The organism is Candidatus Gastranaerophilales bacterium (assembly GCA_028696075.1).
GTDB lineage: Bacteria > Cyanobacteriota > Vampirovibrionia > Gastranaerophilales > JAILCC01 > JAQVHS01.
The window spans coordinates 32139-58412 of sequence record JAQVHS010000008.1 but is presented as its reverse complement, the minus strand read 5'-3'; the positions used below and the strand labels follow the sequence as shown (position 1 = coordinate 58412).

27 protein-coding genes are annotated in these 26274 nt (G+C 37.8%); 8 read left to right on the top strand and 19 right to left on the bottom strand.

What is annotated here, in order from left to right:
- Positions 1-883 precede the first annotated feature (883 nt).
- Complete coding sequence (fabD, locus tag PHX18_06445; GenBank protein MDD3594248.1) at positions 884-1810, top strand: ACP S-malonyltransferase; 927 nt, start codon at positions 884-886, stop codon at positions 1808-1810.
- Here fabD and PHX18_06440 read toward each other — a convergent pair.
- The 3 genes from PHX18_06440 to PHX18_06430 all read right to left on the bottom strand — a co-directional run bounded on the left by PHX18_06440 (position 1807) and on the right by PHX18_06430 (position 2636).
- Positions 1807-2085, bottom strand: a complete 279-nt coding sequence (locus tag PHX18_06440) for a hypothetical protein (protein MDD3594247.1) — start codon at positions 2083-2085, stop codon at positions 1807-1809. The two genes, fabD and PHX18_06440, sit on opposite strands and share 4 nt — an antisense overlap.
- 5 nt (positions 2086-2090) lie before the next feature.
- The gene (locus PHX18_06435; protein ID MDD3594246.1) at positions 2091-2423 is read right to left on the bottom strand and encodes a hypothetical protein; all 333 of its coding nucleotides are present in this window, start codon (positions 2421-2423) and stop codon (positions 2091-2093) included.
- Positions 2424-2492: 69 nt separating this feature from the next.
- Positions 2493-2636 carry a hypothetical protein gene (locus PHX18_06430; protein MDD3594245.1) on the bottom strand — a complete coding sequence of 48 codons (144 nt, stop codon included), beginning with the start codon at positions 2634-2636 and terminating at the stop codon, positions 2493-2495.
- Positions 2637-2733: 97 nt separating this feature from the next.
- Between PHX18_06430 and mutS the strand changes: the two genes are divergently transcribed.
- From mutS to PHX18_06415, 3 genes are read left to right on the top strand one after another with little or no spacing between them, the layout of a single operon-like run.
- On the top strand, positions 2734-5310 hold the full coding sequence (gene mutS, locus PHX18_06425) for a DNA mismatch repair protein MutS (protein MDD3594244.1): 2577 nt from the start codon (positions 2734-2736) through the stop codon (positions 5308-5310).
- 3 nt (positions 5311-5313) lie between these two features.
- Positions 5314-5772, top strand: coding sequence for an SsrA-binding protein SmpB (smpB, locus tag PHX18_06420; GenBank protein ID MDD3594243.1), 459 nt, complete (start codon positions 5314-5316; stop codon positions 5770-5772).
- A 5-nt stretch (positions 5773-5777) separates the two neighbouring features.
- Complete coding sequence (locus tag PHX18_06415) at positions 5778-6188, top strand: GtrA family protein (protein ID MDD3594242.1); 411 nt, start codon at positions 5778-5780, stop codon at positions 6186-6188.
- An 18-nt stretch (positions 6189-6206) separates the two neighbouring features.
- On the opposite strand, the gene PHX18_06410 is transcribed toward PHX18_06415, so the two are convergent.
- From PHX18_06410 to PHX18_06385, 6 genes are read right to left on the bottom strand one after another with little or no spacing between them, the layout of a single operon-like run.
- Positions 6207-7307 carry an ABC transporter permease gene (locus PHX18_06410; GenBank protein MDD3594241.1) on the bottom strand — a complete coding sequence of 367 codons (1101 nt, stop codon included), beginning with the start codon at positions 7305-7307 and terminating at the stop codon, positions 6207-6209.
- Between the two features lie 2 nt (positions 7308-7309).
- Complete coding sequence (locus PHX18_06405; GenBank protein ID MDD3594240.1) at positions 7310-8416, bottom strand: ABC transporter permease; 1107 nt, start codon at positions 8414-8416, stop codon at positions 7310-7312.
- Entirely contained in the window at positions 8413-9909 is a 1497-nt protein-coding gene (locus PHX18_06400; GenBank protein MDD3594239.1) for an ATP-binding cassette domain-containing protein, read from the bottom strand. The genes PHX18_06405 and PHX18_06400 overlap by 4 nt, the downstream gene beginning before the upstream one ends.
- Before the next feature lie 9 nt (positions 9910-9918).
- Positions 9919-10773 carry an efflux RND transporter periplasmic adaptor subunit gene (locus PHX18_06395; GenBank protein MDD3594238.1) on the bottom strand — a complete coding sequence of 285 codons (855 nt, stop codon included), beginning with the start codon at positions 10771-10773 and terminating at the stop codon, positions 9919-9921.
- Complete coding sequence (locus tag PHX18_06390; GenBank protein ID MDD3594237.1) at positions 10770-12134, bottom strand: TolC family protein; 1365 nt, start codon at positions 12132-12134, stop codon at positions 10770-10772. Before PHX18_06390 ends, PHX18_06395 begins: the two co-directional genes overlap by 4 nt.
- The gene (locus PHX18_06385; GenBank protein MDD3594236.1) at positions 12127-12759 is read right to left on the bottom strand and encodes a TetR family transcriptional regulator; all 633 of its coding nucleotides are present in this window, start codon (positions 12757-12759) and stop codon (positions 12127-12129) included. The genes PHX18_06390 and PHX18_06385 overlap by 8 nt, the downstream gene beginning before the upstream one ends.
- Positions 12760-12927: 168 nt before the next feature.
- On the opposite strand from PHX18_06385, the gene PHX18_06380 reads away from it, so the two are divergent.
- Positions 12928-14400: a hypothetical protein gene (locus PHX18_06380; GenBank protein MDD3594235.1), complete on the top strand. Its 1473-nt coding sequence runs from the start codon at positions 12928-12930 to the stop codon at positions 14398-14400.
- 8 nt (positions 14401-14408) lie between these two features.
- Here PHX18_06380 and PHX18_06375 read toward each other — a convergent pair whose 3' ends face one another.
- On the bottom strand, positions 14409-14585 hold the full coding sequence (locus PHX18_06375) for a hypothetical protein (GenBank protein ID MDD3594234.1): 177 nt from the start codon (positions 14583-14585) through the stop codon (positions 14409-14411).
- Positions 14586-14741: 156 nt separating this feature from the next.
- Between PHX18_06375 and PHX18_06370 the strand changes: the two genes are divergently transcribed.
- Entirely contained in the window at positions 14742-14954 is a 213-nt protein-coding gene (locus PHX18_06370) for a hypothetical protein (protein MDD3594233.1), read from the top strand.
- Positions 14955-15226: 272 nt separating this feature from the next.
- Here PHX18_06370 and dapF read toward each other — a convergent pair whose 3' ends face one another.
- The 8 genes from dapF to lepA form a co-directional block, all read right to left on the bottom strand.
- Positions 15227-16063, bottom strand: a complete 837-nt coding sequence (dapF, locus tag PHX18_06365; GenBank protein MDD3594232.1) for a diaminopimelate epimerase — start codon at positions 16061-16063, stop codon at positions 15227-15229.
- Entirely contained in the window at positions 16060-16506 is a 447-nt protein-coding gene (gene dtd / locus PHX18_06360) for a D-aminoacyl-tRNA deacylase (protein ID MDD3594231.1), read from the bottom strand. Before dtd ends, dapF begins: the two co-directional genes overlap by 4 nt.
- Positions 16481-17206, bottom strand: coding sequence for a lysophospholipid acyltransferase family protein (locus PHX18_06355; protein ID MDD3594230.1), 726 nt, complete (start codon positions 17204-17206; stop codon positions 16481-16483). The genes dtd and PHX18_06355 overlap by 26 nt, the downstream gene beginning before the upstream one ends.
- A gap of 3 nt (positions 17207-17209) precedes the next feature.
- Complete coding sequence (gene aroA, locus PHX18_06350) at positions 17210-18490, bottom strand: 3-phosphoshikimate 1-carboxyvinyltransferase (protein MDD3594229.1); 1281 nt, start codon at positions 18488-18490, stop codon at positions 17210-17212.
- A gap of 117 nt (positions 18491-18607) precedes the next feature.
- Positions 18608-19417, bottom strand: coding sequence for an enoyl-ACP reductase (locus PHX18_06345; GenBank protein MDD3594228.1), 810 nt, complete (start codon positions 19415-19417; stop codon positions 18608-18610).
- A 13-nt stretch (positions 19418-19430) separates the two neighbouring features.
- Complete coding sequence (locus PHX18_06340) at positions 19431-20024, bottom strand: protein disulfide isomerase family protein (GenBank protein MDD3594227.1); 594 nt, start codon at positions 20022-20024, stop codon at positions 19431-19433.
- Positions 20017-21252, bottom strand: coding sequence for a glucose-1-phosphate adenylyltransferase (glgC, locus tag PHX18_06335; protein MDD3594226.1), 1236 nt, complete (start codon positions 21250-21252; stop codon positions 20017-20019). Before glgC ends, PHX18_06340 begins: the two co-directional genes overlap by 8 nt.
- A 15-nt stretch (positions 21253-21267) precedes the next feature.
- Positions 21268-23061 carry a translation elongation factor 4 gene (gene lepA, locus PHX18_06330; GenBank protein ID MDD3594225.1) on the bottom strand — a complete coding sequence of 598 codons (1794 nt, stop codon included), beginning with the start codon at positions 23059-23061 and terminating at the stop codon, positions 21268-21270.
- 167 nt (positions 23062-23228) lie between these two features.
- Here lepA and PHX18_06325 point away from each other — a divergent pair, with 167 nt between their 5' ends.
- Together PHX18_06325 and PHX18_06320 are read left to right on the top strand one after the other, a co-directional pair.
- Entirely contained in the window at positions 23229-24092 is an 864-nt protein-coding gene (locus tag PHX18_06325; GenBank protein MDD3594224.1) for a DNA methyltransferase, read from the top strand.
- Positions 24093-24201: 109 nt separating this feature from the next.
- Positions 24202-24459 carry a hypothetical protein gene (locus tag PHX18_06320; protein ID MDD3594223.1) on the top strand — a complete coding sequence of 86 codons (258 nt, stop codon included), beginning with the start codon at positions 24202-24204 and terminating at the stop codon, positions 24457-24459.
- Here the strand turns inward: PHX18_06320 and PHX18_06315 are convergent, their stop codons facing one another.
- Entirely contained in the window at positions 24460-26163 is a 1704-nt protein-coding gene (locus PHX18_06315) for a U32 family peptidase (GenBank protein MDD3594222.1), read from the bottom strand.
- Between the last annotated feature and the right edge of the window lie 111 nt (positions 26164-26274).

The window sequence follows — 26274 nt, the reverse complement described above, 5'->3', positions numbered from 1 at the left end:
TAGCAACTGGGAAGTTAGGAAGCTTAGCAGCTGAGAGGCTGAGAAGCTGAGATGAGTTTAATAGGTGAAGAATTATTTTTGTCATTGCGAAAAATGCGAAGCATTTTGTGGCAATCCAGTGGAAAGCGGCTTAGCAACTGGGAAGTTAGGAAGCTTAGCAGCTGAGAGGCTGAGAAGCTGAGATGAGTTTAATAGGTGAAGAATTATTTTTGTCATTGCGAAAAATGCGAAGCATTTTGTGGCAATCCAGTGGAAAGCAGCTTAGCAGCTGAGAAGTTAGGAAGCTAAGAAGCTGGGATTAGGTTTAAGAGCTTAACAAAGCAGGCTTTACGATATAAGATAGGACGCTATTCATTGTTTGAAATCAGAGTATTACTTTGCCTAACGATATTTTTAACCACTTAGGCGAAGTTATGCTCTGATTGAGTTTGAATAGCACCAGACTTTAGAAATAAATTTTAATAGTAGTAAAGCCTGCGGCAGAAGCCGACTAAGCGTATTTTTTCTTTTTCTTTGGTTCGTTTCTTTTTCTTTTTGTTCGCATAAAAAGAAAAAGAAATGGACAATCAATAAAGAAGGTAGGCGGCTGGGAGGCTGAGAAGCTGAGAGGCTTGGATTGAGTTTAAGAGGTGAAGGGGTGAAGCTAGGCAGCTGGGAAGTTGAGATGAGTTTAATAGGTGAAGAATTATTTTTGTCATTGCGAAAAATGCGAAGCATTTTGTGGCAATCCAGTGGAAAGCAGCTTAGCAGCTGAGAGGCTTGGATTGAGTTTATGTAGGTTGGGTTTTAACCCAACTTGGAAGGTGAAGAGGTAAAGCTAGGCAGTTGGCGCATTTTTATATTATAATTACAAGTGCAACAATACTTTATTAAGGAGAATATTATGGGCAAGACTGCATTTGTATTTCCGGGGCAAGGTTCTCAATTTGTGGGAATGGGCAAAGATTTGTTTGACAACAGTCCCGAAGCCAAAGCCGTTTTTGAAAAATTTGATTTAATTACAGGTAAAAATATTTCTAAAATATGCTTTGAAGGACCTGAAGAAGATTTAAAACAGACCCAAAATACGCAGCCTGCTATTTTAGCGGTATCTATAGCGGCTTTGGAAGCATTAAGAAGCAAAACAAATATCACGCCTGATTTTGCCGCGGGACACAGCTTGGGTGAATATGGCGCACTTTATTGTGCAGGGGTTTTGAGTTTGGAAGATACTATCAAACTCATTACAAAGCGCGCAGAGCTTATGGGTCAAATTTCAGGCGGTACTATGAGCGCTGTTTTAGGCTTAAGCGAAGACAAATTAAATGAAGTTTTAGAAAAAGCACAGGAATTCGGAGTTGTCAGCGCCGCAAATTACAATACGCCCGAACAAATTGTTATTACAGGCGAAGTTCAGGCTGTTGAAAAAGCCAATGAACTTTTAAGAGAAGCGGGCGCAAAAAGAGTTATACCATTGGCTGTAAGCGGTGCATTTCATTCTTCTTTGATGAAAGATGCCGCAGCACAATATAACGCTTTTGTCCAAGAAGCGCAGGTCAATGATGCTGTTATCCCCGTTATTACAAATGTTGATGCAAAAGCTACGGTTATTGCGGAGGAATTTAAAACAAAAATGCCTGAACAAATTTATTCTTCCGTGCATTGGACGCAAACTTTGGAAATTTTTGAAGCCAATAATGTAAGTACAATTATTGAAATAGGACCAAACAAAATTCTCGCTGGTATGGTTAAAAAGACCTTAAAAGATGTTAATGTCTATAATGCTTCGGATATGCAATCAATCAGGCACATTGGAATGAGCGTCAGCTAACAGGTTTTGAAGCTGTTTATAATATCGCGTACGGATTTATTTTGAATATCTACAGTCTTGAATGTAATACTGCCATCACGTACTATTTTAATGTTTAATCCGTTATCTGATTTGCGCAAATAAACATCTTCTTCTTTGCAGATTTTTTTAATTTCCTTATTATTCAGCGCCTTTACAAGCTTATTGATAGTATTTAAGGGATACTTAGTCAAGTTATCATTCATGTATAACTTGCCGAAATTTTGGTTAGATTGCTGTACTTTATTAATATTCATATCTGTTACCTTACGTTAATGGATTTTACTGTACTGTTATAATCGGCTAAAAATTTAATTGTCTTTTTTAACCCTTCCTTTGTGGCGGTTGTTATGTCGGATATTATTTTTGCGCTGCGCATGCCGTCTTTTCTTTGTAAATCAAGTACATCAATTACCATAGCTTGAGAATTATTACAGCGTAAATGAATATCGTACGATTTTGCCAGTTGTCTGACATCTTTGTCTTGCAATGTCTTGGCAATCATTTTTCTGACGGGCTTGGCAAGCTTCCCGATTTGACCGTCAGGGTAAAGCGCCCCGAAATTCATTGTATTGCTCACAGCATTAATATTCATTTTTTATTCCTTAATTAGTACACATGCTTATACATTAAAACTAAACAAAAAGTAATTTGTCAGTTATTTTTATTTGCTTTGATTTTGTTGTTGATTATTTTCTTGCATTCCCGCAAGACCATTTTGCACAAATTTAACTCCGCCTATTGATATAAAGCCTATTATAGCCAATATCAGAATTACAAGAGAAAAAATATTTTTCAGGCAGCCCATTGTATTCTCCGTTAAGAAATTGTATCAATTGTTTTAATTATATCAAAGTTTTTGATATAGTATAGTAACGGAACAAAACTTAAAAATTACGGGGAAGATGTCTAATATTTATGATTTAACAAGTAAAAATATTGATAAATCAAAGCTTACACCTATGCTTAAGCAGTATTTGAATGTGAAAGAGCAACATCAGGACGTCATTCTTTTTTATCGGATGGGTGATTTTTACGAAACATTTTTAGAAGACGCTATTATTACTGCAAAAGCGCTTGAAATTACATTAACAAGCCGCGAAGCAGGCGGCAACGGCAGAATTGCAATGGCGGGCATTCCTGCAAAAGCAATCGACAACTATATGCAAAAAATGCTCTCTAAAGGCTTAAAAGTAGCTATCTGCGACCAGATGGAAGATCCGTCTGAAGCTAAAGGACTTGTCAAAAGAGAAGTTACAAGAACAATAAGCGCAGGAACTATTATAGAATCTTCCCTGTTAGATGCCGACAAAAACAATTATCTTGCGGCTTTGCTTATTAATAATCAAAAAAATGCTTTTGCGCTTGCTTACTGTGATATTACAACAGGCGAATTTAGGATTACACAATCAGGTATAGAAAATTTAAACTCCCAGCTTGAGCGTATTAACCCGGCTGAAATCCTCGCTGTTGCCAAAAAACTTGAATTGAAGGATTTTCAGATTGTATCTGATTTAATCGCAGATGTGCCAAAAGACGTCAAAGAAAATTATAATTGTACTTTGCTTGATAAACAGTGCTTCAGCTTTGAAAATGCACAAAAACTCATAAAAGAAATTTTTAATGCCGAAAACCTTAATGCATACGGTTACCCCGAATTTGAGCAGGCATTGTGCGCGGCAGGCGCTATTTTATCTTACCTTAGACATTCACAAAGAGATAACATGTCAAAGTTTGATGTTATTTCACCTTACAGCGTTGAAGCTTATATGAATATTGATGCTAACGCTCAAAAAGGGTTAGAGCTTATTGCGACCGCCAGAGAAAAAACTTACAAAGGCAGTTTACTATGGGCAATTAACCAAACTTCCACAAACATGGGTTCAAGACTTTTGAGAAACTGGCTTAACCAGCCGCTTTTGGATGTTAAAGAAATCAACTTAAGACAAGACGGTGTGGAAGAGCTGCTTGAAGATTCAAAAAAAAGAATGGATTTAAAACTGCTTTTAGACAGGGTTTATGATGTAGAGAGGCTTGCGATAAGAATTACAAATAACAGCGCAAATGCCCGTGATTATTTGTCTTTAAAGCAGTCTTTGGCAACTGTTCCTCAAATAAATGAATTTTTGGCTAATTCACGCTCCGGATATTTAAAAGTTTTTGAAGATGAACGCCCTGCACTGGCTGATTTAGCTTCAATCATTGAGCGTACAATTTTTGAAAATCCTCCCGTATCAATAAAAGAAGGTAATCTTATTAATGCAGGCGTTAATGAAGAGCTTGATTATCAGCGGAATTTGCTGACAAACGGCAAAGCCTGGCTCGAGGATTTTGAAGAAAAGGAGAAAGAAAAAACAGGCATTAGGTCTTTAAAAGTAGGATATAGCAAGTCATTCGGATATTTTATAGAAATCACGCACGCCAATACTTCGCAAGTACCTGCAAATTATATCAGGAAACAAACCCTCACCAACGCGGAGCGCTATATTACACCTGAGCTTAAAAAACACGAGGATGAAGTCTTGAACGCCCAATCAAGAAGCATTGACATTGAATATCAGATTTTTTCCGATTTTAGAGAATATACAAAAGACTTTGTAAACGAATTGAAGCGTTTTGCAAATGATGTTGCGGCTCTGGATGTTTTGTTGTCTTTTGCCTCCTGTGCTTATGAAAATAACTATGTAAGACCGATTGTCGATAATTCGGACGACTTGATTGTGCAGCAAGGCAGGCATGCTGTTTTGGAGAAAATCCTTCCTTTAGGTACTTATGTGGATAATGACCTGGAACTTTGTGCCGCTCAAAAAAATCCTGATACGGCGCAGTTTATGATTTTAACGGGTCCCAATATGGCAGGAAAATCAACCTATATGCGCCAAAATGCACTTATTGTTGTTTTGGCTCAGATAGGGAGTTTTGTGCCTGCAAAGTTCGCTAAAATCGGGGCAGTAGACAAGATTTTTACGAGGATAGGCGCTGTGGATGATTTGACTCTGGGGCAATCGACTTTTATGGTCGAAATGCTTGAAACAGCTAATATTCTTAACTGCGCCACTTCAAAAAGTCTTATATTGCTGGATGAAATAGGCAGAGGCACAAGCACCTATGACGGTGTAGCCATAGCTTGGAGCGTAAGTGAATTTATAGCCAATAAACTTCAAACCCGCTGCATTTTTGCCACTCATTATCATGAGCTGAATATTATGGCTGACAGCTACCCGCAGATTAAAAATTACAGAGTAACCGTAAATGAAGAAAACGATGAAATTGAATTTTTGCGAAAAGTTGTTCCGGGTTCAACTTCAAGAAGCTACGGTATTCAGGTAGCAAAAACAGCAGGCTTGCCAAACAGTGTCGTTTCAAAAGCTATGGCGCTTATGAACAGAATACAAAAAGATAATACGGCAAGAATTAACACTAAAAAATGCAACAGTGACTTAGTGGTTTGCACTCCGCAGTTATCTTTGTTTGAGGAATAATTTATGGGCGCTAAACAGGAGAAAACCGTTGCTTCAAATAAAAAAGCTTACCATGATTATACGATTGTGGAAAAATACACGGCAGGCATTGTTTTGTTTGGCACAGAGATTAAATCAATTCGCAAAGGCGCAATTAATCTCAAGGACGGTTTCGCAAGGATAGAGAACAACGAAGCATGGCTTTACAACGTGCATATTAACCCCTATGAGCAGGGAAACCGCTATAACCATGAGCCTTTAAGAACACGCAAGCTGCTTTTTAATAAAAAAGAAATCGCCAAACTTATCGGCAAAACCAAAGAATCAGGCTTGACTTTAGTACCGTTATCAGTGTTCCTCTCAGGCGGCTGGGCAAAAGTAGAAATAGGGCTTGCAAAAGGTAAAAATCTGCACGACAAGAGAGACAGTATAGCGAAAAAAACAGTTAAAAGAGAAATAGACAGAGCGTTGAAAGAGAGATAGGAAGTATGTTTACTGATATATTGGGAGAAAAATTCGGGAAACTTTTTCATGAATATTATAAGTATATTTTAGTCGGGTTTGTGGTAACAGCTGTTGATTTTGTGATTTTGATTGCAATGACGGAGTTTGCTCATATTTATTATATGATTTCCGCCGCTTCGGCTTACACACTTGCTTCTGTATTGCATTATTATTTGAGTATATTTTATGTTTTTAACAACAGAAACGTGAAGAGCAAACGTGTTGAATTCTTTATTTTCTTTATGCTCGGCATATTGGGGTTAGGTGTTTTTACGGCATTAATGTACTTTTTCACCGAAATGCTGCATTGCCACTATATAGTATCTAAAATTTTAGCTACCGGTATTTCTTTTACGTTTAATTTTTTAACAAGAAAGTTTCTTTTATTCAGATAAAACAAAAATGCAGACTGTTTAATCCAATCTTTGCTTAAAGGTAAAACTCGCAACGCTCAAAGTTATAACAGCAATAATGAGCAGCGGAATATAATTCATTGCAACATCTTCTATCCCCATCCCTTTTAAGAATATCCCTTTTGAAATCAGCATAAAAAACCTTATAGGGTTGAGCCAGGTAATATACTGCAAAAACACCGGCATATCCTCAATAGGTGAAATAAACCCTGATAATAAAACCGCAGGCATTTGAAAGGTAAATACACCCAAAAGCGCCTGCTGCTGGGTTTTGCAAAGTGAAGAAATAAAAAGTCCTATCCCCACAATAGACAGGAGCGAAACAAACACCGATAACAAAAACAGCCATGGCGACCCGACAAAAGGCACTTTAAAAACGGTAAGAGTTACCACGGTCATAAAGCAGGTCAAAATCATCGAGATACAAAGCGGCGGGATTGTTTTGCCCAGCAGGATTTCAAAAGACGTCAAAGGACTGACTATAAGCTGGTCAAAAGTACCCAGCTCCCGCTCTCTTGCTATAGAAAGCGAGGTTAAAATCAACGTTATTATCAGCGCCAAAAGTGTTATCAACGACACAAGCAAAAACCATTGGTATTCAAGGTTCGGGTTGAACCAGTTTCGCACAACCGTTTGGATTTTAGCGCCTTGCTGCGGAACGGTTATTTGTGAATATTCATCTATAATCCTCAAGGCATAAGAATTTATAATTGCGGCGGTATTGGTTTGTCTGCCGTCCACTATGATTAAAACCTGTGTAGGTTGTTTTTGCTTTAATTTGTCCGCAAAATCGCTTTGTATCTCCATACCCATTTGTACGTGCTGGGTTTGGATTTCATGTTCAAGCTGTTTGTCATTTTCAACGTATTTTATATGCCTGAACCACTTAGACGAACTAAATCCTGACACAAGTTCTCTTGATTCATAAGTATTGCTTCTGTCTAAAACAACCATATCAATATTTTTAATTTCCATGGTAATAGCATTTGCAAAAACAAACAGCTGCAAAAGCGGCGGAATTATAGTTAATGCACGGCTTTTTGGGTCTTTCCAAATAGCAATAAATTCTTTTCTTATTAATGATAAAACCCTGCTAAACATAATCAATCGAGCCTCATAGCTGTTTTTTTATAAACCAACAAAAATAAAACAACGCCTAAAACCGTTAAAAAGATTGAGTTGATAAAAACAATTTCATTTACGGTACCTGCCATAAATTCACTCTGAATAAACGCTATAAAATACCTTGGCGGTAAAATCAGCGTTAAATACTGAAAAAACAACGGCATTGAATTAATAGGGAAAACCAGCCCCGATAAAAGCAATGCGGGTAAAAACCCTATGGCAATAGCAGCCTGGCTTGCCAAAAACTGGTCTTTGAAGTTCGTAGAAATCAAAAGCCCTATCCCGAGGCAGGTAAACAAAAACAAACCGCCAACCCCGAAAAACACTGACAAACTACCCCTAAACGGTATTTGAAAAACCACAATGCACATAAACATACTAAACAGCATTGAAAGCATTCCGAGCATAAAGTACGGAATATATTTACCTGCCACAATCTGGAATTTGTTTGCTTTTGTGCTGATAAGGGCTTCCATGGTACCTCGTTCCCATTCTCTTGCAATGACAAGAGCAGTTAAAAGCATCCCGATAAGTGTCATCGTAACTGCTATAGACCCCGGCAGAATAAAATAATGACTGTTAATATCCTGATTGTACCAGTATCTTGCGTCGGTATCGACTAAGGTTTTTTGCGCCAAATGAGCGTATTTGCTTGTCATCAGCCATTGTTGTGCGATTGCGGCAGGGTAGCTCTGGGCATAATTTGCCATATTGACTTCGCTGCCGTCGGTTATAATAAGCATTTGCGCTGTTTGCCCGCGGGATAATTTCATGGAAAAATCGTTCGGTATAATTACAGCTCCCTTTAATTTTGAGCGTATAATATCTCTGTACATAAGATTTGGGTCATCATAAACCGTGGAATTAACGTATTTGCTATGCCCGAATGACTTGACTAAAGTAGCGATTTCAGGGTTCATATCGTCGTTTTTTATTCCCATAGCGATTTTAACCGTATCAAGGTTTACCCCGTACATATATATAAAAAGAAGCAAAAGCGGCAGTACAAAAGCAATTAAGATACTGCTGGGGTCTCTTATGATTTGATAAAATTCTTTTCTTATAAGCGCTAAAAGTATTTTCATTCCTGCTTCTCGCTTTCTTGTATCAAGGTAATAAAAGCCTCTTCCATGGTATTGGACTGAGCCTGATTTTTCAGCTCTTCGGGAGTTCCAACGGAAATTGCACGTCCTTTGTAGAAAAGACTTATCCTGTCGCAGTATTCGGCTTCATCCATAAAGTGTGTTGTAACAAGGATTGTAACCCCTTTTTTGGCAAGCGCCTTAATATGATTCCAAAAATCACGTCTTGTAACCACGTCAACCCCTGATGTAGGCTCATCCAAAAACAAAATCGGAGGATTATGAATAAGCGCACAGGCAAGTGAAAGTCTTTGCTTAAATCCTAACGGCAATTCTTCAGAATTCCGAAATTCGTACTCCTTTAGTCCGAATACATCAATAGCCTCGTCTATTCTTCGGGCTTGTTCTTTGCCGTATAACCCGTAAACCCCCGAAAAGAATTTCAAATTTTGGCGGACACTGAGCTGCGAATACAGAGAAAATTTTTGTGCCATATAGCCAAGGTAAGAACGTGCAAGAGAAGGCTTTTCTAGTATATCCACCCCCATGATTTTTGCTGTTCCGCTTGTAGGTTTGGCAAGCCCGCACATCATTTTAAAAGAAGTTGATTTTCCTGCCCCGTTTGGACCTAAAAGCCCGAAGATTTCGCCTTTTTTAATATGAAAAGTATTCTCTTCGACCGCATAAAAATCACCGTATTTTTTAACAAGGTTAAGCGCTTCTACAGGATATTCAAGCTCATAAGGTTCAAGCACAAAACTTTTTGCAATCAAAGAGTCGCCTTCACTGTATCCGCCCATAATCTCAATAATCTTATTTTCAAACCCTTGAGTGGTTTCGCTGAGCTTGTTTGGTTTATCGTTAAAAATCACTCTGCCGTTGTCCAAAACTATTGCAGTATCAAAGCTGTGAGCCTCATCAAGATATGCGGTTGACCATAGCACCGTCATATTTTCGTTCATTGATTCTTGTACCATTTTCATCAGCTCCCGCCTTGAAATAGGGTCAACCCCCACAGACGGTTCATCAAGCACTAAAAATTCGGGATTTCCCAGCAAAGAACATGCAAGCCCCAGTTTTTGCTTCATACCGCCTGAAAGCTTTCCTGCAAGGCGGTCTTGAAAGTTCGTTAAGTCCGTAAATTCAAGCAGCCGTTTAAAATCTCTTCTTACATTTTTCAAGTCCGCATACAGATTGAGATTTTCTATGACGGTTAAATCCTCATAAAGCCCGAATTTTTGCGGCATATAGCCGATTTTGGGATTTAAAGCGGATTTTTGTTTGTAAGGATTAAGCCCGAGTGTGGTAATATTCCCCGAGGTCGGACGCAAAAGCCCGGTAACCAAACGTATCAGAGTAGTTTTACCCGCGCCGTCTGCGCCCATCAGCCCTGTGATTTTGCCTTTTTCAATATTCAGCGAAAGGTTATCTATTGCGGCAGCGGCGCTGCCCGTGAATATTTTGGTTAAGTCGGTTATTTGAACGGTATGTTCCATTTGTAAAATTTATCCTTGATTCAGAAGTTTAATTTTAACTGTAACAGGCATACCCTGACGTAAAAAGGCATCCGTATCATCAATGTAAACTCTTATTCTGTAAACCAAATCCGTTCTTAAATCTTCTGTTTGAACGGTTTTGGGGGTAAATTCGGCAATCGGAGAAATATAGCCTATACGTCCTTCATATTGTCTTTTTTCGCCTGTTTCAGGGTCTTTGCTGTCTGTGCAGACAACTGCTTTTATCCCGTATTTTATGTTGCCTAAATGGGTTTCCGGAACGTAAGCTCTGACCCAAATCGGTTTATTCTTTACAACGGTATAAATAATCTGACCTTTAGCAACCGTTGCTCCGGGTTCCTGCACACGTACGGTTACAATCCCTTCATCAGGGGCATAGGCTTTTGTGTATTTAAGCTGGTTGTCCGTAAAATTCATATTTGCAACAGCAGCTTCGTAAGCGGCCTTTGTTTCGTTTTTATTGTACAAAAGATTATCGCATTCCTGCTTTGAAATAGTATTATCACCGCACAAAGGCGCCTTGCGGTTATAAACGGCAAGTGCATTTTCGCTGACGGCTTTGGTTCTTTGAACATCCGCTTTTGCTTTTGAAAGGTTATCCGCATAATCTCTGTCATCCAAAACCGCGATAAGTTCACCCTTTGCTACGCTGTCGCCCTCTTCTTTCAGCATTTTAAGAATTTGCCCCGGTACTTGAAAGCTCAAATCCACCTGCCTTATCTCAATGTTGCCAAAAAGGGTCAATTCATCATTCGGCGCTTTTTTCTTCGTTACAACATAAAACAAAGTTATGATTGCAGCTAAAATAATTAATATAATTACAATCTTCCATTTTCTTTTCATAATTGACCTCCAACGGCTTTATATAAAGTTATTAAATCCACTAAATTATCGGTTTTTTTGCTTGCCAGTTCTTTATTCAGAGCAAACAAATCATTCTGTCTGTTTAAAAGCTCTATCGTATTTATAGTGCCTCTTGAATATTTATTCTTTGTCATTTCGAAATTTCCGGCTTCAAGGCAGTTGTTATTGAAGGTTTTTTCGTAAATGTTATAATCGTATTTTGAAATTAAAAGAGCATCGTTAACTTCTTTGGCAGCATTTAAGTCAACCTGTTTATAATTTTCAAATAATTGCTCGTATTGCAGTTTTTTAATTCTTAAATTCGCAAGCCTTCTGCCGCCGGCGAATAACTCCTGCGTAGCGCCTGCCAAAAGCGCTGCAATAGCGCCATCCCAGCTGAAAAAGTTCCCGTACATACTTGAAAAAGCCATCACGCCCGTGATTTTAAACGTCGGCAAAAGCTCTTTTCTTGCTACTTTGACGTTAATACCCGCACTTTCAAGCTGTTTTTCCGCTGCAAGTACATCAGGTCTTGCATAAATTACGTCTGATGAAATTGAAGAAGGCGGGTTATTTTTTAAACTTATTTTATCAATACAGCTTCTTTTTACTTCATAATCGGGATTTTCACCGATAAGAAGTCTGAGCTGGTTTAACAGCATTGCGCGCTGTTTTAGAAGCTCATCGGTTGAAACCGTTAAATTATCAAGACTTTGTTTTTGCTTATTTAATTCGGTTTGGGATATAACCCCCTGTTTAAGCATTCGTTTGTTGCGTTCATAAATTTCTTTTTGGTTTTTAATGATACATTGGTTAATTTGAATTTGCTTGTCCAAATTCAGGATATTAAAATACGCGCTCGCTACATCAGCGGCTAATGCTATATAAATCGCTTTTTCTTCTTCAACGGAAGCTTCGTAAACTTTTTTTGTGCTTAAGCGTTTATCGTTGTTTTTTAAAAGTAAATCAAGCTCCCAGCTTGCATTAAAAGGCATTATAAGATTGTTTTTTTTAAACAGGCTGGCAGGTCCTTCATCCGGAATTTTTAACCCTAAATAATCTACCCCGACACTTAACGCGGGCAGCTGTGCGCCAAGCGCTACTTTGATGTTCTCTCTGTATTCCATGGTTTTGTAGCTTGCCTGCCTTGCGTTATGATTAGCATTTACGGCTTTTATTATATAACCTGATAAATATTCATCCTGAAACTCCTCAAAAAATCCCGCATTAACATACTCAAGTTTTTTGGCAGGTTCAATTTTATTTTGAGCGGTATTATTTGATTTAAAAAATGCAAATGCAGGTGTGAGATTAAACACCAAAATCGCGCTTAAAAATATCATCAGTATTTTTTTATTCATAATTCACTCCGGCTTCGTTAAATAATGCTTTGATTGCTAATTGCAGATTGTTTTTTATGTATATAATATCATCAGGCTCAAACTTTGCCTGCCCGAAGACCCTCAATGAAAATATAGGTGTAATTCGGACAAAAGCTATCTGGGAAACAATGAATACAGCCTTATAAACAATTTCTTTTGAATCAGGTTTTTGATTAAAAATCGAACCTAAAATCTTTCTTAAAAAATTATACGGCGGCGAAGATATGGAAGTATTCGGATTTTGCTGCTCTTTTATAAGAATATCTATCATATACGAAGATACGGAATTATAAAAATAATCCATCATTTTATCTATAAGCAGTTTTATTAAATCTATTTTTTCTTTGACGCTGAGAATATCCAAATCTGTATCCGGATTAATAAATATTCGCATTTGTGCATCAAGCTGCTGTGCAAAAGAATTTATAATCTTATCATAAAGCTCTTTTTTGCCTCCAAAATAATAGGCAATTAAAGAAATATTAGCCCCCGCAAGTTTGCAGATATCTCTTGTGGACGTTGCTTCAAACCCATTTTTTGCAAACAATTTGACAGCGGCTTCAATAATTTTTATTCTTTTATTTTCTTTAGTTACTTTTTTCATGACAAAATTATCAATCAATCGATTGATTATGTCAAGAATTTTAAAAATAAAAAATTAAAAATTTAGAAAAGGGTTGATTTAACGCAAAAAATTTAATAAAATAAACGGATTATATAAATTTTTATACTAAACTATCAAATTTTTACGATTTTATGTTTTATAAATGCTATGAAAATTCTGCCTGTTTATTCTAATGCTTGTTTCCCCAATAAAAACACCGACATGAGGTGTTCAAGTTCTGTTTGCCGAAACTCAAGCCAAAAAACTTACGCGAATGCTCTTGAGGCAACAGCTAATTATAATAAAGGACTTATAAATTTTAACGGTTATTACGGAGATAATCAGCCTGCCAAAAAGCTGTTTTGGATATTAAAAGGCAATAATGATGTTTATGAAGACAATGATACCTATAGGCATTTGTACAGAGGCGGAAATACAGGCTGGAAAAAATGGGTATCCAAAAACCCCGAAGACCTGTTAAAACAATCACCGCTTAACGCTGTTCAATCAATCTGTACGCTTAATAAAAAGAATAACTGCTATCCCGGCATACCGTCATATATTCCAACCCCGGATTATGGCGATAAATGGGGCAGAAGAGCTAATTATATTGAAATCAATCCCCGCACAATTGCTCTTACACAAGGCGACCAAAAAAGAGAAGGACTTTTAAACCTTATAAAACTTTTGCCTGCTATTCCCCCGTCATCTAAAAGTTTTGCCAACTGCGTTGTGCTATCGCAGTTGTACCCTGCGATGGGCAATTGGAATGACGGCAAAACAGGACCGTCTTCTTTATATACCGTAAATCTTCATGCCGGCATTTCCAAAAATCTTACTTCTGACGGATTATGGCGTGACGGACAGCATTTAGGCGATGATGAACAGGTAAAAGCTTTCAACGATTTGGCGCATTTAAGAGGATTAAAAACAGGCTTTAGAATGCCGCTTTCAGCAGGGCAAATGACCGTTCAGGGCAGAGGGTTTGACTGGTATAATGATGAAAATGCGTTTATAGATGCCTGTTGTTGGGCGGTAGATTTAGGATTTGATTCAATATTTTTTGACAGCGCGAAACATATCGGGAATTATGATATGGGAAATTATTGCGGAGTCGGGGCATTACCTAATTTCAAACAAATGCAGTACATTACAACCGAAATCAGAAAAAGAACAGGCAGGAATGATATTGCCCTAATCGGTGAAAAATGCAACGATGATGACCGTTTTAAAAAAATGGGGTTAAGCGCGGGAACTGACTGGGGTCGTGCCGATGATTTCAGCAGTGTAATGCATGAATATGACAAGCAGCGCCATAGCGATGAATATGCAGCCGGTCCTATGGTATCGGATGATAATGATACGGGACATATGCCTTTTGAACAAAGATTAAACAGGCTAAAAAACAGTTTCCATGCTCACAGAGAAACAGGGTTTAAGCTTCCGACCTTTATGCAGATGCATGATATTTTCCCTTTAAACCCGTATACATCTACCCATGCACAAATGGAAGAAAGCCGTAATTTGTCAGCTTACGGAGATGTAGACAGCCATTACAACAATATCTTCAACACATCAGATACTGCAAAGTGGTTTAAAGACGCTGTTTATAACGAATTTTTGCACGTTATGTATAATTAAAACATAAATTAATTTTTCTCGACCACGCTGTTAATAGTTGATGTTAATACGTTAATAATTGATGTTAATAAATTTAATTTAGAGGAATATTCCTTTATTAAAGCCTCATTTTCAATGTTAATGGTCATTTTTTCCGCTACTTCTTTTATTTCATCCAGGGTATCTTTAATTTTTGTGAAATACATTGCCAGCTCCTTTCAGAGTTGAATTATTACTGAATAACAATAACGCTCAATAATATAATTTAATTATAAACAATATTATTGAGTTGTCAATTAATATAATAAATTATTTCGTTTAGTGTTCTATTCCTTAGTAGAATATTAAACAAGGCGGTATTTATGAAAATAGTAGTAAGAGTTAAAAAATTACTTTTAGACTTACAAATTACAATGACGGAGCTTGCTGCCCAAATGTCTAAAAGACTTAATAAAAAGTATTCAATGGCGAATTTGTCCAACAAACTACGCAATGAAACAATAAGCTTTAAAGAAATGGAATTGATTGCGGATATTTTGGGCTATAAGATTGAATTTACGCAAAAGGACAAATAAAGCAAAGCCTTGGGAATACTGATTGGCGTAGCCGGGAGGCAGTCGGATAACAATAAAAGCGCCCCCGGCATCGGCAAAGATGACCCAACTGTCTTTGCGAAGACTAAGGCAGTGAGAACACGGCAATCCGGCAGGTAGAGAGCCGGGAGGCTGAGAAGAGTTTAAGAGGTGAAGAATCTGTTATATCAAAATAAACAGCTATTTCGCGGAGTTTATCCTGAACTTGTTTCAGGATTCAATATGACGAAAAAGCCATCCTTCTGCGTATTACTTTAATCAGCGAAATATTCACCTTCAAATACAAACTCGGCATCACCGGTCATAAAGACAGAATCTTCCGTATTACCGCTCCATTCGATAAAAAGCGCTCCGCCGGGTAAATCCACCTGAACTTTTTTGCCTGTAAGTTTGTTCAAAATAGCCGCAACAACTGTTGCACAACTGCCCGTTCCGCATGCCAGCGTTATACCGCAGCCACGTTCCCAGACTGCTAATTTTAAATGGCTGTCAGAGATTTTTTGCACAAATTCCACGTTTGTTTTTTCAGGGAAAAACGGATGTATTTCTATATGAGGACCGTATTTTTCAGCCAAAGGCATAACCTCTTCGTCCTCAAAAATAACGCAGTGCGGATTGCCCATGCTTACGGCATTTGCTTCAAAACAACGGTCTAATACATTTACTTGGAACTTCAAAGCGCTTGAAGCTTTGCAGGGAATATCCACAGGCCCTAAAATCGGCTTGCCCATATCAACTTTTACTTTACCATCCTCTAAAATCTCAGGAATAACAATCCCTGCAAGGGTATTGACTGTGAATTTCTTTTTATTAACTAAATTTTTTTCATAAACATATTTCGTCAAACACCTTATGCCGTTGCCGCACATCTGCGGTTCGCTGCCGTCAGAGTTGTAAATATGCCAGCTGGCATCAGCACTGCCGTTCATATCTTCGGGATTTACAACTATCAAACCGTCTGCCCCTATACCAAAATGTCTGTCGCACATTTTCTCCGCCAAAGCTTGAAAATCAGTGTTTTTTTCATAATCAACAAGTATAAAATCGTTGCCTAAACCTTGCATTTTCGTGAATTTTATCTTTTTCATCATTGCCCCTGCTTTTCTAACATAAATGTTACCGGTCCGTCATTGGTTAATTTTACATCCATCATAGCACCAAAAACACCTGTTTGGATTTTTAAATTTGATTTTTTCAATTCGTTCACAAAAAACTCATAAATCTCGTTTGCTTCTTTGGGCATTTTAGCGTTATCAAAGCTCGGACGTGTACCTTTTTTGCAATCGGCTGCCAGTGTAAATTGTGATACCACAAGGATTTCACCGTTTATATCACAGACGGATAAGTTCATTTTGTCATTTTCATCTTCAAAAATTCTAAACTTCAAAACCTTATCGGCAAGCGCAGCTGCAGTCTTAAAAGTGTCGTTCTTTTCCACCCCCAGTAAAATCAGCATACCTGCCCCGATTGAAGAAGAAATTTTGCCGTCTATTTCCACGGAAGAATTTTTAACCCTCTGTATTAGTGCTTTCAACCTTTTTCCCCTTTTTCTCTTGCTCCTGCTGTATTACAGCGAGTTTATCTTTTGCTTCCTGTGTAAATTCATAACTGCCGAGGTTTTCAATAGCCTGGCACCAATCCCACATTGTTTGGTTCATATCGGTACATGCAGGCAGCGGTTTACCTATTCTTATCGTAATTTTTTTCAAAAACGGGATAAAGTTGTATTCTTCAGACCCTACAATGGAAACGGGAAGGATTTTGGCTTTTGTGGTTTTGGACAAATACGCAAAACCGCCGTTAATCTTAGTGATTTTACCGGGTATATCCCTGTTGCCCTGGGGAAACATTGCCATAATCCAGTGTTTCGTCTGAATAACAGCTTTAGCGGTTCTTATTGTAGCAATTTCAAGACTTTCTCTGTTTACGGCGAAAGCACCTAGAAATATCACTATTTCCCTTAAAATAGGGACTTCAAAGAGTTCTTTTTTAGCCATATAAGCAATAGGCTTAACCACTGCAACACTTACAAGCGGAGGGTCATAATAAGATGAGTGGGTAGCTGCCACGATAAACGATTCGCCTTTCGGAATATGTTCTCTGCCCGATATTCTTAATCTGTGAAAGACATAAAAATACGGGAATATAAACAAATAAATTATTAAAAACTGGCAAAACGAGGTAAACCTTGTATATTCGTGAGTTTCGCGCTTTGCATAATTTCTTTTTGCCATATATTAACTCTCCTTTATTTTATATATTAACTCTAAAAACTCGGGAAATGAAGTATTTACCCATTCAAAATTATTTATCAAAACAGGTTTCTCACAAATCAGTCCCGCTACATAAGCGCTCATTGCAAGCCTGTGGTCGTGATAGCATTCAACAATCGTATCTCCCTTAAGTTTGGTTTTACCGTTTATTCTAAAGCCGTCTTGCGTTTCTTCTATGTCTACACCGAGCTTTCTAAATTCATGACACACGGTTTTTATACGGTCGGATTCTTTATTTCTTAAGTCCTGTGCGTCTTTGACAATTGTTGTGCCTTCAGCTTGCGAGGCTAAAATTGCAATAACAGGCAATTCATCAATCAAACGCGGAATTATTTCACCTTCTATGGTTACAGCCTTTAAACCGGAATAACAAACCCTTACATCGCCCGTGTCTTCTCCGCTGAGCGTCCGCTGATTGAAAATTTCAATACTTGCTCCCATTTGTTTTAAAACATCGATAATTCCCGTGCGTGTAGGATTTAGCCCGACATTTTTAACCGTAATATCAGCCCCCTCTACAATTGCGCCTGCAACAAGGAAAAACGCAGCCGATGAAATATCTCCGGCAATGGTTATATTGCCCGCCTGAAGCTGTGATTTTTGAATTTCAACCGTGTTTGAGTTCTCTTTGATATTTGCCCCCAGATACTTTAACATCAGCTCTGAATGGCTGCGGGATTTGTAAGGTTCCGTGATTCTGGTTGTTCCCTGCGCATGCAGTCCCGCAAAAAGCAGGCATGATTTTATCTGGGCGCTTGCAATCGGCGAATCGTAATCAATCCCTTGAAGGGTTGAGCCTTCAATGATTAAAGGCGCTTTATCATCATTATTCAGGGAAGAAATCTTAGCGCCCATAAGGGTTAGAGGTTTTATAATCCTGCCCATCGGACGCTTTGAAAGGCTTTCATCACCGCTTATAGTACAGGTGAAATCCTGCGAGGCTAAAATCCCGCTGATTAAACGGATTGTAGTGCCTGAATTACCTACATAAAGAGGGGTTTTAGGCGCTTTAAGTTTAGAGGGTATAAGATAAAAATCGGATTCGTTTATAAATTCTACCTCGCTGCCAAGCTGTTTGAAAATTTCAAGGGTATTTCGGCAGTCTTCGCCTTTGGAAAAATTGGTTATCTTAAGCCTGCTATCGCATAAGGCTCCGAGCATAACCGCTCTGTGGCTTATGGATTTGTCGGCGGGGATTGTCACAGCACCGTTTAATTGTGTGGTTTTTTCGACTTTTACTTGCATAATATAAGCATTTTAGCATACCCGAGGGGTTATGTTAATAAAATATATTTGAAAAAATCCGACAAATAAAAACCGGCCTTTTAGGGGTCGGTTTTTACAATTTTAATTAATCAAAAACTATTTAGCTTTCGCCAAGTTTAAAATCAATAATTCATTTTTACTTGCACCGACGGCATGAACACCGCAATCAACGTGCAGGGTTTCACCTGTTACACCTGAAGATAAATCAGATAACAGATAAAGCGCCGAATTTGCAACATCATCAAGCGAAGTATTTCTGCCCAAAGGTGCTTTAATTTCATTTAATTTCAACATATGGTCAAAGCCGCCTATGCCTTTTGCAGCAAGCGTTTTGATAGGTCCTGCAGAAAGAGCGTTCACTCTGATATCCTGCTCTCCGAATTCCTGCGCCAGATATCTTACGGAAGCTTCCAGCGCTGCCTTTGCTACACCCATAATGTTGTAGTTGGCAACGGCTTTTTCAGAACCGATGTATGACAATGCACAAATAGAACCGCCGTCATTCATCAGTTTTTTAGCACATCTTGCCATTGAGATAAGCGAATAGGAGCTAACGCCAAGAGCCGTGTCCCATCCTGCTTTTGAAGTGTCAGAGAAATTGCCTTGTAAATCTTCACGGTTTGCGAATGCAACAGCATGAAGTACGAAGTCCAAGTTACCGTAAAGTTTTTCATATGCATCAAAAACTTTTTGAACATCTTCTTCTTTAGTTACATCACATTCCATGATGATTTTAGCATCCATTTCTTCTGCTATAGGGCGTACTCTTGATTCCATAGCTTCATTAGCGTAGGTAAAAGCAATTTCCGCTCCGTTTTGGAATAATTTTTCGGCGATAGCGTGGGCAATGCCTCTTTTATTGCTTACGCCAAATACTATTCCTCTTTTTCCATGCATAATTGACATTGTTTTATCCTTTTTAGTCTTCCTCTTTTGGAGCTTGCGGTGCAGGAGGTTGGGTTACTGCGCTTGAGCCCTCTTCAACAAATTTTTCAAATTGTTCTTTCATTGTGCCGAAAGCATCCGCACCAAACATTAAACTGTTAGATACGTGAGCTTTGTCGATAGTTTTTGGATTAATTAAGTAAAGTGTGGGAAATCCTCTTACATTGTATTGCTGCATAAGCGCTCTGCTGTCGGGGGAATCTGAATTAACATAAGCAAAGGTGTATTTTTTCTTTAAATCTTTGTCTTTTGCCAATTCATCAAAAGTAGGTGCAAATCTCTTACAAAATCCACACCAGTCAGCATAAAATAATACTGCAACAGGTTTTCCTTTTTGAAGCGCTTTTTCCAGAGTCATTCTTGTGTCATATTTTTTAGAAATTTTTTCATCGTTTGCAGGTTGTGCTGCCTGATGAGAAGGTGCTGCCGCTCTGTCAGGAGCTGCTGCAGCTATTGTGCCTTCGGGAATGAACAACTTTGAAAACATTACTACGCTGAGTAATAATACTGCTACTGTCAGAGCTAAATTTGCCCAAACAATTTTTCCGATAATTTTTTCGTCAAACATTTAATTTTGCTCCTTTCGGGACTACGGTTACGCCTTGCGGAGAAACGTAAAATCCTCTTTCTAAATCATGTTCTTTATTTACCCCAATTTTAACATAATCGGGTATTTTTACAAACTTATCAATAATTGCTTTTCTTATTTCTGCATACCTCCCTATTTCTACATCTTCCATCAAAATAGATTCCGTAACTTTTGAAAAACTGTTTACACGAACGTTAGGTGATAAAACACATCTGCTTATCTGCCCTCCGCTGATTACACAGCCTTCACTTACCAAAGAGTTGATAGCAAGCCCTGTGCGGTCTTGTTCTTCTCTTGCAAACTTTGCGGGCGGAAAATTGTAATTGTAAGTCCTTATCGGCCATTCACGGTTGTATAAATTAAACTCGGGATTTATAGCAAGCAAGTCCATATTAGTTTGCCAGTAAGCATCTACACTCCCGACATCACGCCAGTAGCCTTTTTCCGTGTCAAGCATCCCGGGGTGGGTGTTTTTGCTGTAGTCATAGACATAAACAGGAATTTCTTCCAACAGCGCCGGAATAATATTTTTGCCAAAATCGTGAGATGATTTTTTGTCCTGCGCATCTTCATACAGTGTTCTTAAAAGCACATCGGTGTCAAAAATATAATTGCCCATAGAAGCAAGTACCATATCATCATTGCCGGGGATAGTTTTTGGTCTTGTGGTCGGTTTTTCCTGAAATCCCGTAAGCCTCCAGTTTTCATCCACTTCCATAATGCCAAACTCTCCTGCTTCTTCAACAGGGATGGGGATAGCGCTTATTGTAAGCCCTGCCATCTTTTTTTTGTGAAATTTAAGCATTTGCTGAACGTCCATTTTATAAATATGGTCGCCGCCAAAAATACACACAAAATTAGGGTTTTCATCTTCTATAGTATTGATATTCTGATACACGGCATCAGCTGTTCCGTTATACCAGGCGCCGCCTGTCCTCATTTGTGCGGGTACAAGGTCTATAAAATGGTCAATGATAGGCGATAGAGGCCATCCTCTTGTAATATGTTTGTTCAAAGAGTCTGATTTGTACTGGGTTAAAACTTTGATTTTGTAAAATCCCGAGTTAATCAGGTTGTTTAAAACAAAGTCCACGATACGGTATCTTCCGCCGAAAGGTACTGCAGGCTTGGCTCTGTCGCGGGTTAAAGGGTGTAACCTCTTACCTTCGCCGCCGGCTAAAACCATTACTAAAACATCGTTCATCATATATCCTTTTTTTAGTTACTCTTCGACACTTAATACAGCCATAAAGGCTTCTTGCGGGATTTCCACCCTTCCTACCGATTTCATTCTTTTTTTACCTGCTTTTTGTTTTTCAAGCAGTTTTCTTTTTCTTGAAATATCACCGCCGTAACATTTATCAAGCACGTTTTTGCGCATTGCTTTTACGTTTGTTCTTGCAATAATTCTGCCGCCTATAGCTGCCTGTATTGCTACTTCAAACATTTGACGGGGTATTATATCCTTTAGCTTAGTGGCAAGTTTTTGACCTATATAAAAAGCACTGTCCTGATGAATTATACAGCTTAGCGCATCTACAATTTCGTTTGCAAGCAAAATATCAAGTTTCACAAGCTTTGATGCTTTATAATCGGTTAACTCATAATCCATACTGGCATAACCTTTTGAGCGGGATTTTAACTGGTCGTAAAAGTCTGTAATTACTTCCGCCAAAGGAATTTCATATTCCAAATTTACCCTTACCTTATCAAGGTAGTGCATGTTTTTAAACATCCCCCGTTTTTGCTGGCATAATTCCATCAAAGCCCCTACATAATCGTTAGGAACTATAATATTTACCTTTACATAAGGTTCTTCAATTTTTTCTCTGAACTGTGCATCCGGTAAATTTGCGGGGTTATCTATCAAAACTATTTCGCCGTTGGTTTTGGTTACCCGATATACAACGCTTGGGGCGGTAATTACAAGTGAAAGCCCGTATTCACGCTCAAGTCTTTCTTGTGCGATTTCCATATGAAGCATGCCCAAAAAACCACACCTGAAACCAAAACCCAAAGCATTGGAACTCTCGGGTTCAAATGTGATACTGCTGTCATTGAGCTTCAATCGCTCGAGCGCTTCTTTTAAATCGTGATACTGGTCATTGTCAACAGGAAACATCCCCGAAAAAACCATGGGAACGGCTTTTTTATAACCGGGCAGGGGTTCTTTTGCAGGGGCTTCGGCAAGAGTAACGGTATCACCGACAAGCTGCGTTACCTCTTTAATGGATGCAGCCATATATCCTACTTCACCTGTTTTAATGACTTTAGACGGGGTTCTCATAGGGCGCATGTATCCGAGTTCGACTATATCATAAGTTTTGCCTGAGGACATAAATTTGATTTTTTCATTAGATTGCACTTCACCGTCAACAACTTTAAAAAATGCCATTGTACCTAAATAAGAGTCATAAGCGCTGTCAAAAACCAAAGCTCTTAAAGGCTTTTTGCTGGTATCCACAGGAGCAGGAATGCGGTTAACAACTGCTTCCAAGACTTCTTCTATGCCTATTCCCGATTTTGCACTGACTAAAATCGCATCTGATGCATCAATACCTATAATATCTTCAATCTCTTGTTTTACCCTCTCCGTATCTGCGCTTGGTAGGTCAATTTTGTTTATAACAGGGATGATTTCAAGATTTTGGTCAATTGCCATATAAACATTCGCAAGCGTTTGGGCTTCCACCCCCTGTGAGGCATCCACTACAAGCAAAGCACCTTCGCAGGCTGCCAAACTCCGGGATACTTCGTAAGAAAAATCAACGTGTCCCGGTGTGTCAATAAGGTTTAAAACATAAGCGGCGCCGTCTTGTGCAAGATAATTCATACGGGCTGCCTGTAATTTTATGGTAATACCGCGCTCACGTTCTATATCCATGGTGTCGAGCAGCTGGTCTTTCATCTCTCTTGATGCAACAGAATTCGTCTTCTCAAGCAGTCTGTCTGCGAGAGTAGATTTTCCATGGTCAATATGCGCTATTATACAAAAGTTTCTTATATGTTTTATCATTCAGTTTTTAGTTTTTGATTATTCAAGAATATTATATAACAAGTATTTTAAAAGAATAATCATTTTTTTAGACCAAATATTTATATGGTCAAATTACATCAAACTAATGATTTCAAAAACCACGGTTATTAGTATAGTAGAGCTATATTTGAAAAGGAGATTGAAAGTTGCCCAAAAAATCGGTAAAACAAGTTGAGCAGCCGCAAAAGAAACTCAGGGTAGTTCGCGAAACAACTGCCTATAACGATATTAAGCTGAAAGACTGGCGAAACTATCAACATATAGAAACAGGTTCTTTGTGGAATTTTCAATCCAGAGAAAAAGGCAACGGGCATAGCTACGATTACCACGGGAATTATATTCCCCAAATTGCCACACAGCTTTTTGAACGCTATACAAAGTCGCAGGATGTTGTATTGGATTTATTTCTGGGGTCAGGCACGAGCGCAATAGAAGCGTTTAATATGGGCAGAAGATGTATAGGTGTTGAGCTTAAAAAAGATATGTGCGACCTTGTGAGTAATAAATTTACAAGAGAAGCTCTTGATAAATCAATCAAGATTATAACCGGCGACAGCACTTCCACATCAGTCAAAAAACATATTAAAGCAACGCTTAAAGGTTTGGACGAAGAAAACGCACAATTTTTAATGTTGCACCCTCCTTATGCTGATATTATCAAATTCAGTGATTTGAAAGAAGATTTGTCAAATTTTGAGAAAACAGAGGACTTTCTTGAACAGTTTAAGAAAGCAGCGCAAAGCGGTTATGACTGTTTGGAAAAAGGACGTTTTGCAGCCTTGATTATAGGCGATAAATATGCCGACGGCGAACTTATTCCGTTGGGTTCTTTGTGTATGGAAAAAATGCAGGAAGTCGGTTTTACGCTAAAAGCCCTGATTGTCAAAAATATAGAAGGCAACGAAAAAGCAAAAGGTAAAACAGCGAATTTATGGCGATATAGAGCGCTTGCCGGCGGATTTTATATTTTTAAACACGAATACATTTATTTGTTCCAGAAAAAACGTTAATATTAAAAATAAAATATTATGTTAAGTTTTGTAAATTTTATTACTACTATGTTAGTATAAGACCCATGCTTTGTTTTTATTAATATAAGGATAATATAAGGTTAGAACCATGTCATTCGATTTAAACTCAGCAAGTGCATTTAAACCAAAAGTAGAAAGCACCTTTTTAGGTAAAGGCGGCGGAAACGGCAGCACAGGCTATTTTAAAATGAAAAAGAAAAAACAGGAGGAAGAAGAATCCATTCTTTCTTCAAATTCAGGCAGTGTTGATTTTATTGAAAGCATGGACACTTACGGCAGTTTTGAAGCATATCAGGAAGAAAGTATGCTTGATAAATTAAAAGGTTTTATTAAAAAATTCCAATAACTAATAATAATAGTTAAGATAATAAAGTTTATCGAGGAAATGCTCGTCGGTTTGATAATTTTCTTCCGCAAGCGAATTTAAGTACCTTGTTATTAAAACAGGTACAAGTTTTGATGTTAACGCACTAAAGTCGATAATAAATTCATTAATGCCGATTTTTAGCAAAGGACGGACATATTGAAATAAATCGAGAATTTTATCACGATATAAATGCATTCTGCAAAAACCGTCTACAATAAGCGTATATGTTTTACTACGGTCTTTATCCGTTATAGCAAATCGTCTTTTTTGACACGGGGCAGGACAGGTCAGACGTGATAAAACAGCACTGTCATGGTTCAAGGGACAAAGCCCGGAACAGGGAATTTTAATAGAACCTGCTATCGTTAATTTTTTATTGGGAACATCATCTTTTATAGTTCTGATACATTCTTCAATATCTTTGACGTCAACAAAATTGCTTAATTCAATGCCTTCAATTTTACGCTGATTTGCAAGAGATAAAATAGACTCACCGTTGTTCAAGTTTAAATTAGGACCCAGTTCAATGGGAAGCTTATCATAATCAGGGTCGTTAATAACCATCCACCAAAATCCAAGGTTATTTATGATTAAAGAGTAAGGCGGATTGTTGTCAAAAAGCGCCTTTACATACTCGTAAACTCTGTCAATATCACGTTCTATAAGAGTTTTAGGAGTGCTGAGTTTGAGCTTGATGTTATTTTTGGCACAAAAGGCCTTTACTTTGGTTAAAATTTGATTGAAACTGTTTTTTGATAAATCCACGGTATTTAAAATTTCCCCGTATTCCATTGATTGAACAGGGTTAAAGCCTAATTTATCAATATATTTTTGTAATTTTCTCAGCTGTTCCAAACTGTTCATTCTTAAACAAAGTTTCGGATAATTTTTTGTTTTATCAAAACTTTTGCTCAATTGAATTCTATGAAAATGCCAGTCAAAAGGCTCTATATTACCCGAAAATTTAAAATCTTTGCCTTTCGTCGATAAAAATTCACCCGTAAAATGGTTGGTTTCGTAAGTACCCGTGGCTAATGTTTTAAACGGAAGTTTTTTATTCTTATAGACTTTCGGGTTTTGAATAATTTTTTCTACAAGGTTAAGCGCGCCCGCTATTTCTCTGGCATTGGAAAAATCACCCTTCAACATAATCAGTTCGATAGCATTCAGCTTCAATATGTCTTCCGCTATCCAGGGCAAATTATTTGAGTCTATACATAATTTTATACGTGTGGATTTTTTTATTTTGGCAATGTTTTTCATATAAATTTCTTCAGACACGTTTATATAGTCAATTTTTTGGAAAAGTTTCATAAATTCAATAGAGCTTAAATTATGAACGTCTGCGCTTGAGTCTATAATAATTTTATAGTGAATATCTTTTAGTTTTATAAATTCTAAAATAGCAAGAGTACTGATTATAATACCTGAGATGGGCTGGTTATCTATAAACTTTAAAAAATCTTTTATGTAGGGGTTGTTTTTGTCAAAAAGATTTTCTTCAAAATAAATGAACAATTCCGCCTTATATTTTTTAGCAGCTTCAATAAATTCAAATAACTTTTCAAAACCGTTCGTCAAAAAATGTGAAAAAGATACATAAATCAGGTTAGACTCCGATTTTTCACATATTTTGATATCTTTTGGCGTAAGTATGGGAAATAATACTTTAATATCTTTCATAGTGAGATTTTACCATGGAGGATACGGAAAAGGTCAATTTTTTTTGATTTTTGTCTTTTGAGTTGATTTTTTGCGTACAAGACCCTATTTTTCCCGCCATAGTTAAAATAC

Excerpts from the sequence above, each read along its gene's own strand:
- fabD (MDD3594248.1), top strand. The coding sequence starts at position 884 with ATGGGCAAGACTGCATTTGTATTTCCGGGGCAAGGTTCTCAATTTGTG.
- PHX18_06440 (MDD3594247.1), bottom strand. The coding sequence starts at position 2,085 with ATGAATATTAATAAAGTACAGCAATCTAACCAAAATTTCGGCAAGTTA.
- PHX18_06435 (MDD3594246.1), bottom strand. The coding sequence starts at position 2,423 with ATGAATATTAATGCTGTGAGCAATACAATGAATTTCGGGGCGCTTTAC.
- PHX18_06430 (MDD3594245.1), bottom strand. The coding sequence starts at position 2,636 with ATGGGCTGCCTGAAAAATATTTTTTCTCTTGTAATTCTGATATTGGCT.
- mutS (MDD3594244.1), top strand. The coding sequence starts at position 2,734 with ATGTCTAATATTTATGATTTAACAAGTAAAAATATTGATAAATCAAAG.
- smpB (MDD3594243.1), top strand. The coding sequence starts at position 5,314 with ATGGGCGCTAAACAGGAGAAAACCGTTGCTTCAAATAAAAAAGCTTAC.
- PHX18_06415 (MDD3594242.1), top strand. The coding sequence starts at position 5,778 with ATGTTTACTGATATATTGGGAGAAAAATTCGGGAAACTTTTTCATGAA.
- PHX18_06410 (MDD3594241.1), bottom strand. The coding sequence starts at position 7,307 with ATGTTTAGCAGGGTTTTATCATTAATAAGAAAAGAATTTATTGCTATT.
- PHX18_06405 (MDD3594240.1), bottom strand. The coding sequence starts at position 8,416 with ATGAAAATACTTTTAGCGCTTATAAGAAAAGAATTTTATCAAATCATA.
- PHX18_06400 (MDD3594239.1), bottom strand. The coding sequence starts at position 9,909 with ATGGAACATACCGTTCAAATAACCGACTTAACCAAAATATTCACGGGC.
- PHX18_06395 (MDD3594238.1), bottom strand. The coding sequence starts at position 10,773 with ATGAAAAGAAAATGGAAGATTGTAATTATATTAATTATTTTAGCTGCA.
- PHX18_06390 (MDD3594237.1), bottom strand. The coding sequence starts at position 12,134 with ATGAATAAAAAAATACTGATGATATTTTTAAGCGCGATTTTGGTGTTT.
- PHX18_06385 (MDD3594236.1), bottom strand. The coding sequence starts at position 12,759 with ATGAAAAAAGTAACTAAAGAAAATAAAAGAATAAAAATTATTGAAGCC.
- PHX18_06380 (MDD3594235.1), top strand. The coding sequence starts at position 12,928 with ATGAAAATTCTGCCTGTTTATTCTAATGCTTGTTTCCCCAATAAAAAC.
- PHX18_06375 (MDD3594234.1), bottom strand. The coding sequence starts at position 14,585 with ATGTATTTCACAAAAATTAAAGATACCCTGGATGAAATAAAAGAAGTA.
- PHX18_06370 (MDD3594233.1), top strand. The coding sequence starts at position 14,742 with ATGAAAATAGTAGTAAGAGTTAAAAAATTACTTTTAGACTTACAAATT.
- dapF (MDD3594232.1), bottom strand. The coding sequence starts at position 16,063 with ATGATGAAAAAGATAAAATTCACGAAAATGCAAGGTTTAGGCAACGAT.
- PHX18_06355 (MDD3594230.1), bottom strand. The coding sequence starts at position 17,206 with ATGGCAAAAAGAAATTATGCAAAGCGCGAAACTCACGAATATACAAGG.
- aroA (MDD3594229.1), bottom strand. The coding sequence starts at position 18,490 with ATGCAAGTAAAAGTCGAAAAAACCACACAATTAAACGGTGCTGTGACA.
- PHX18_06345 (MDD3594228.1), bottom strand. The coding sequence starts at position 19,417 with ATGTCAATTATGCATGGAAAAAGAGGAATAGTATTTGGCGTAAGCAAT.
- PHX18_06340 (MDD3594227.1), bottom strand. The coding sequence starts at position 20,024 with ATGTTTGACGAAAAAATTATCGGAAAAATTGTTTGGGCAAATTTAGCT.
- glgC (MDD3594226.1), bottom strand. The coding sequence starts at position 21,252 with ATGATGAACGATGTTTTAGTAATGGTTTTAGCCGGCGGCGAAGGTAAG.
- lepA (MDD3594225.1), bottom strand. The coding sequence starts at position 23,061 with ATGATAAAACATATAAGAAACTTTTGTATAATAGCGCATATTGACCAT.
- PHX18_06320 (MDD3594223.1), top strand. The coding sequence starts at position 24,202 with ATGTCATTCGATTTAAACTCAGCAAGTGCATTTAAACCAAAAGTAGAA.
- PHX18_06315 (MDD3594222.1), bottom strand. The coding sequence starts at position 26,163 with ATGAAAGATATTAAAGTATTATTTCCCATACTTACGCCAAAAGATATC.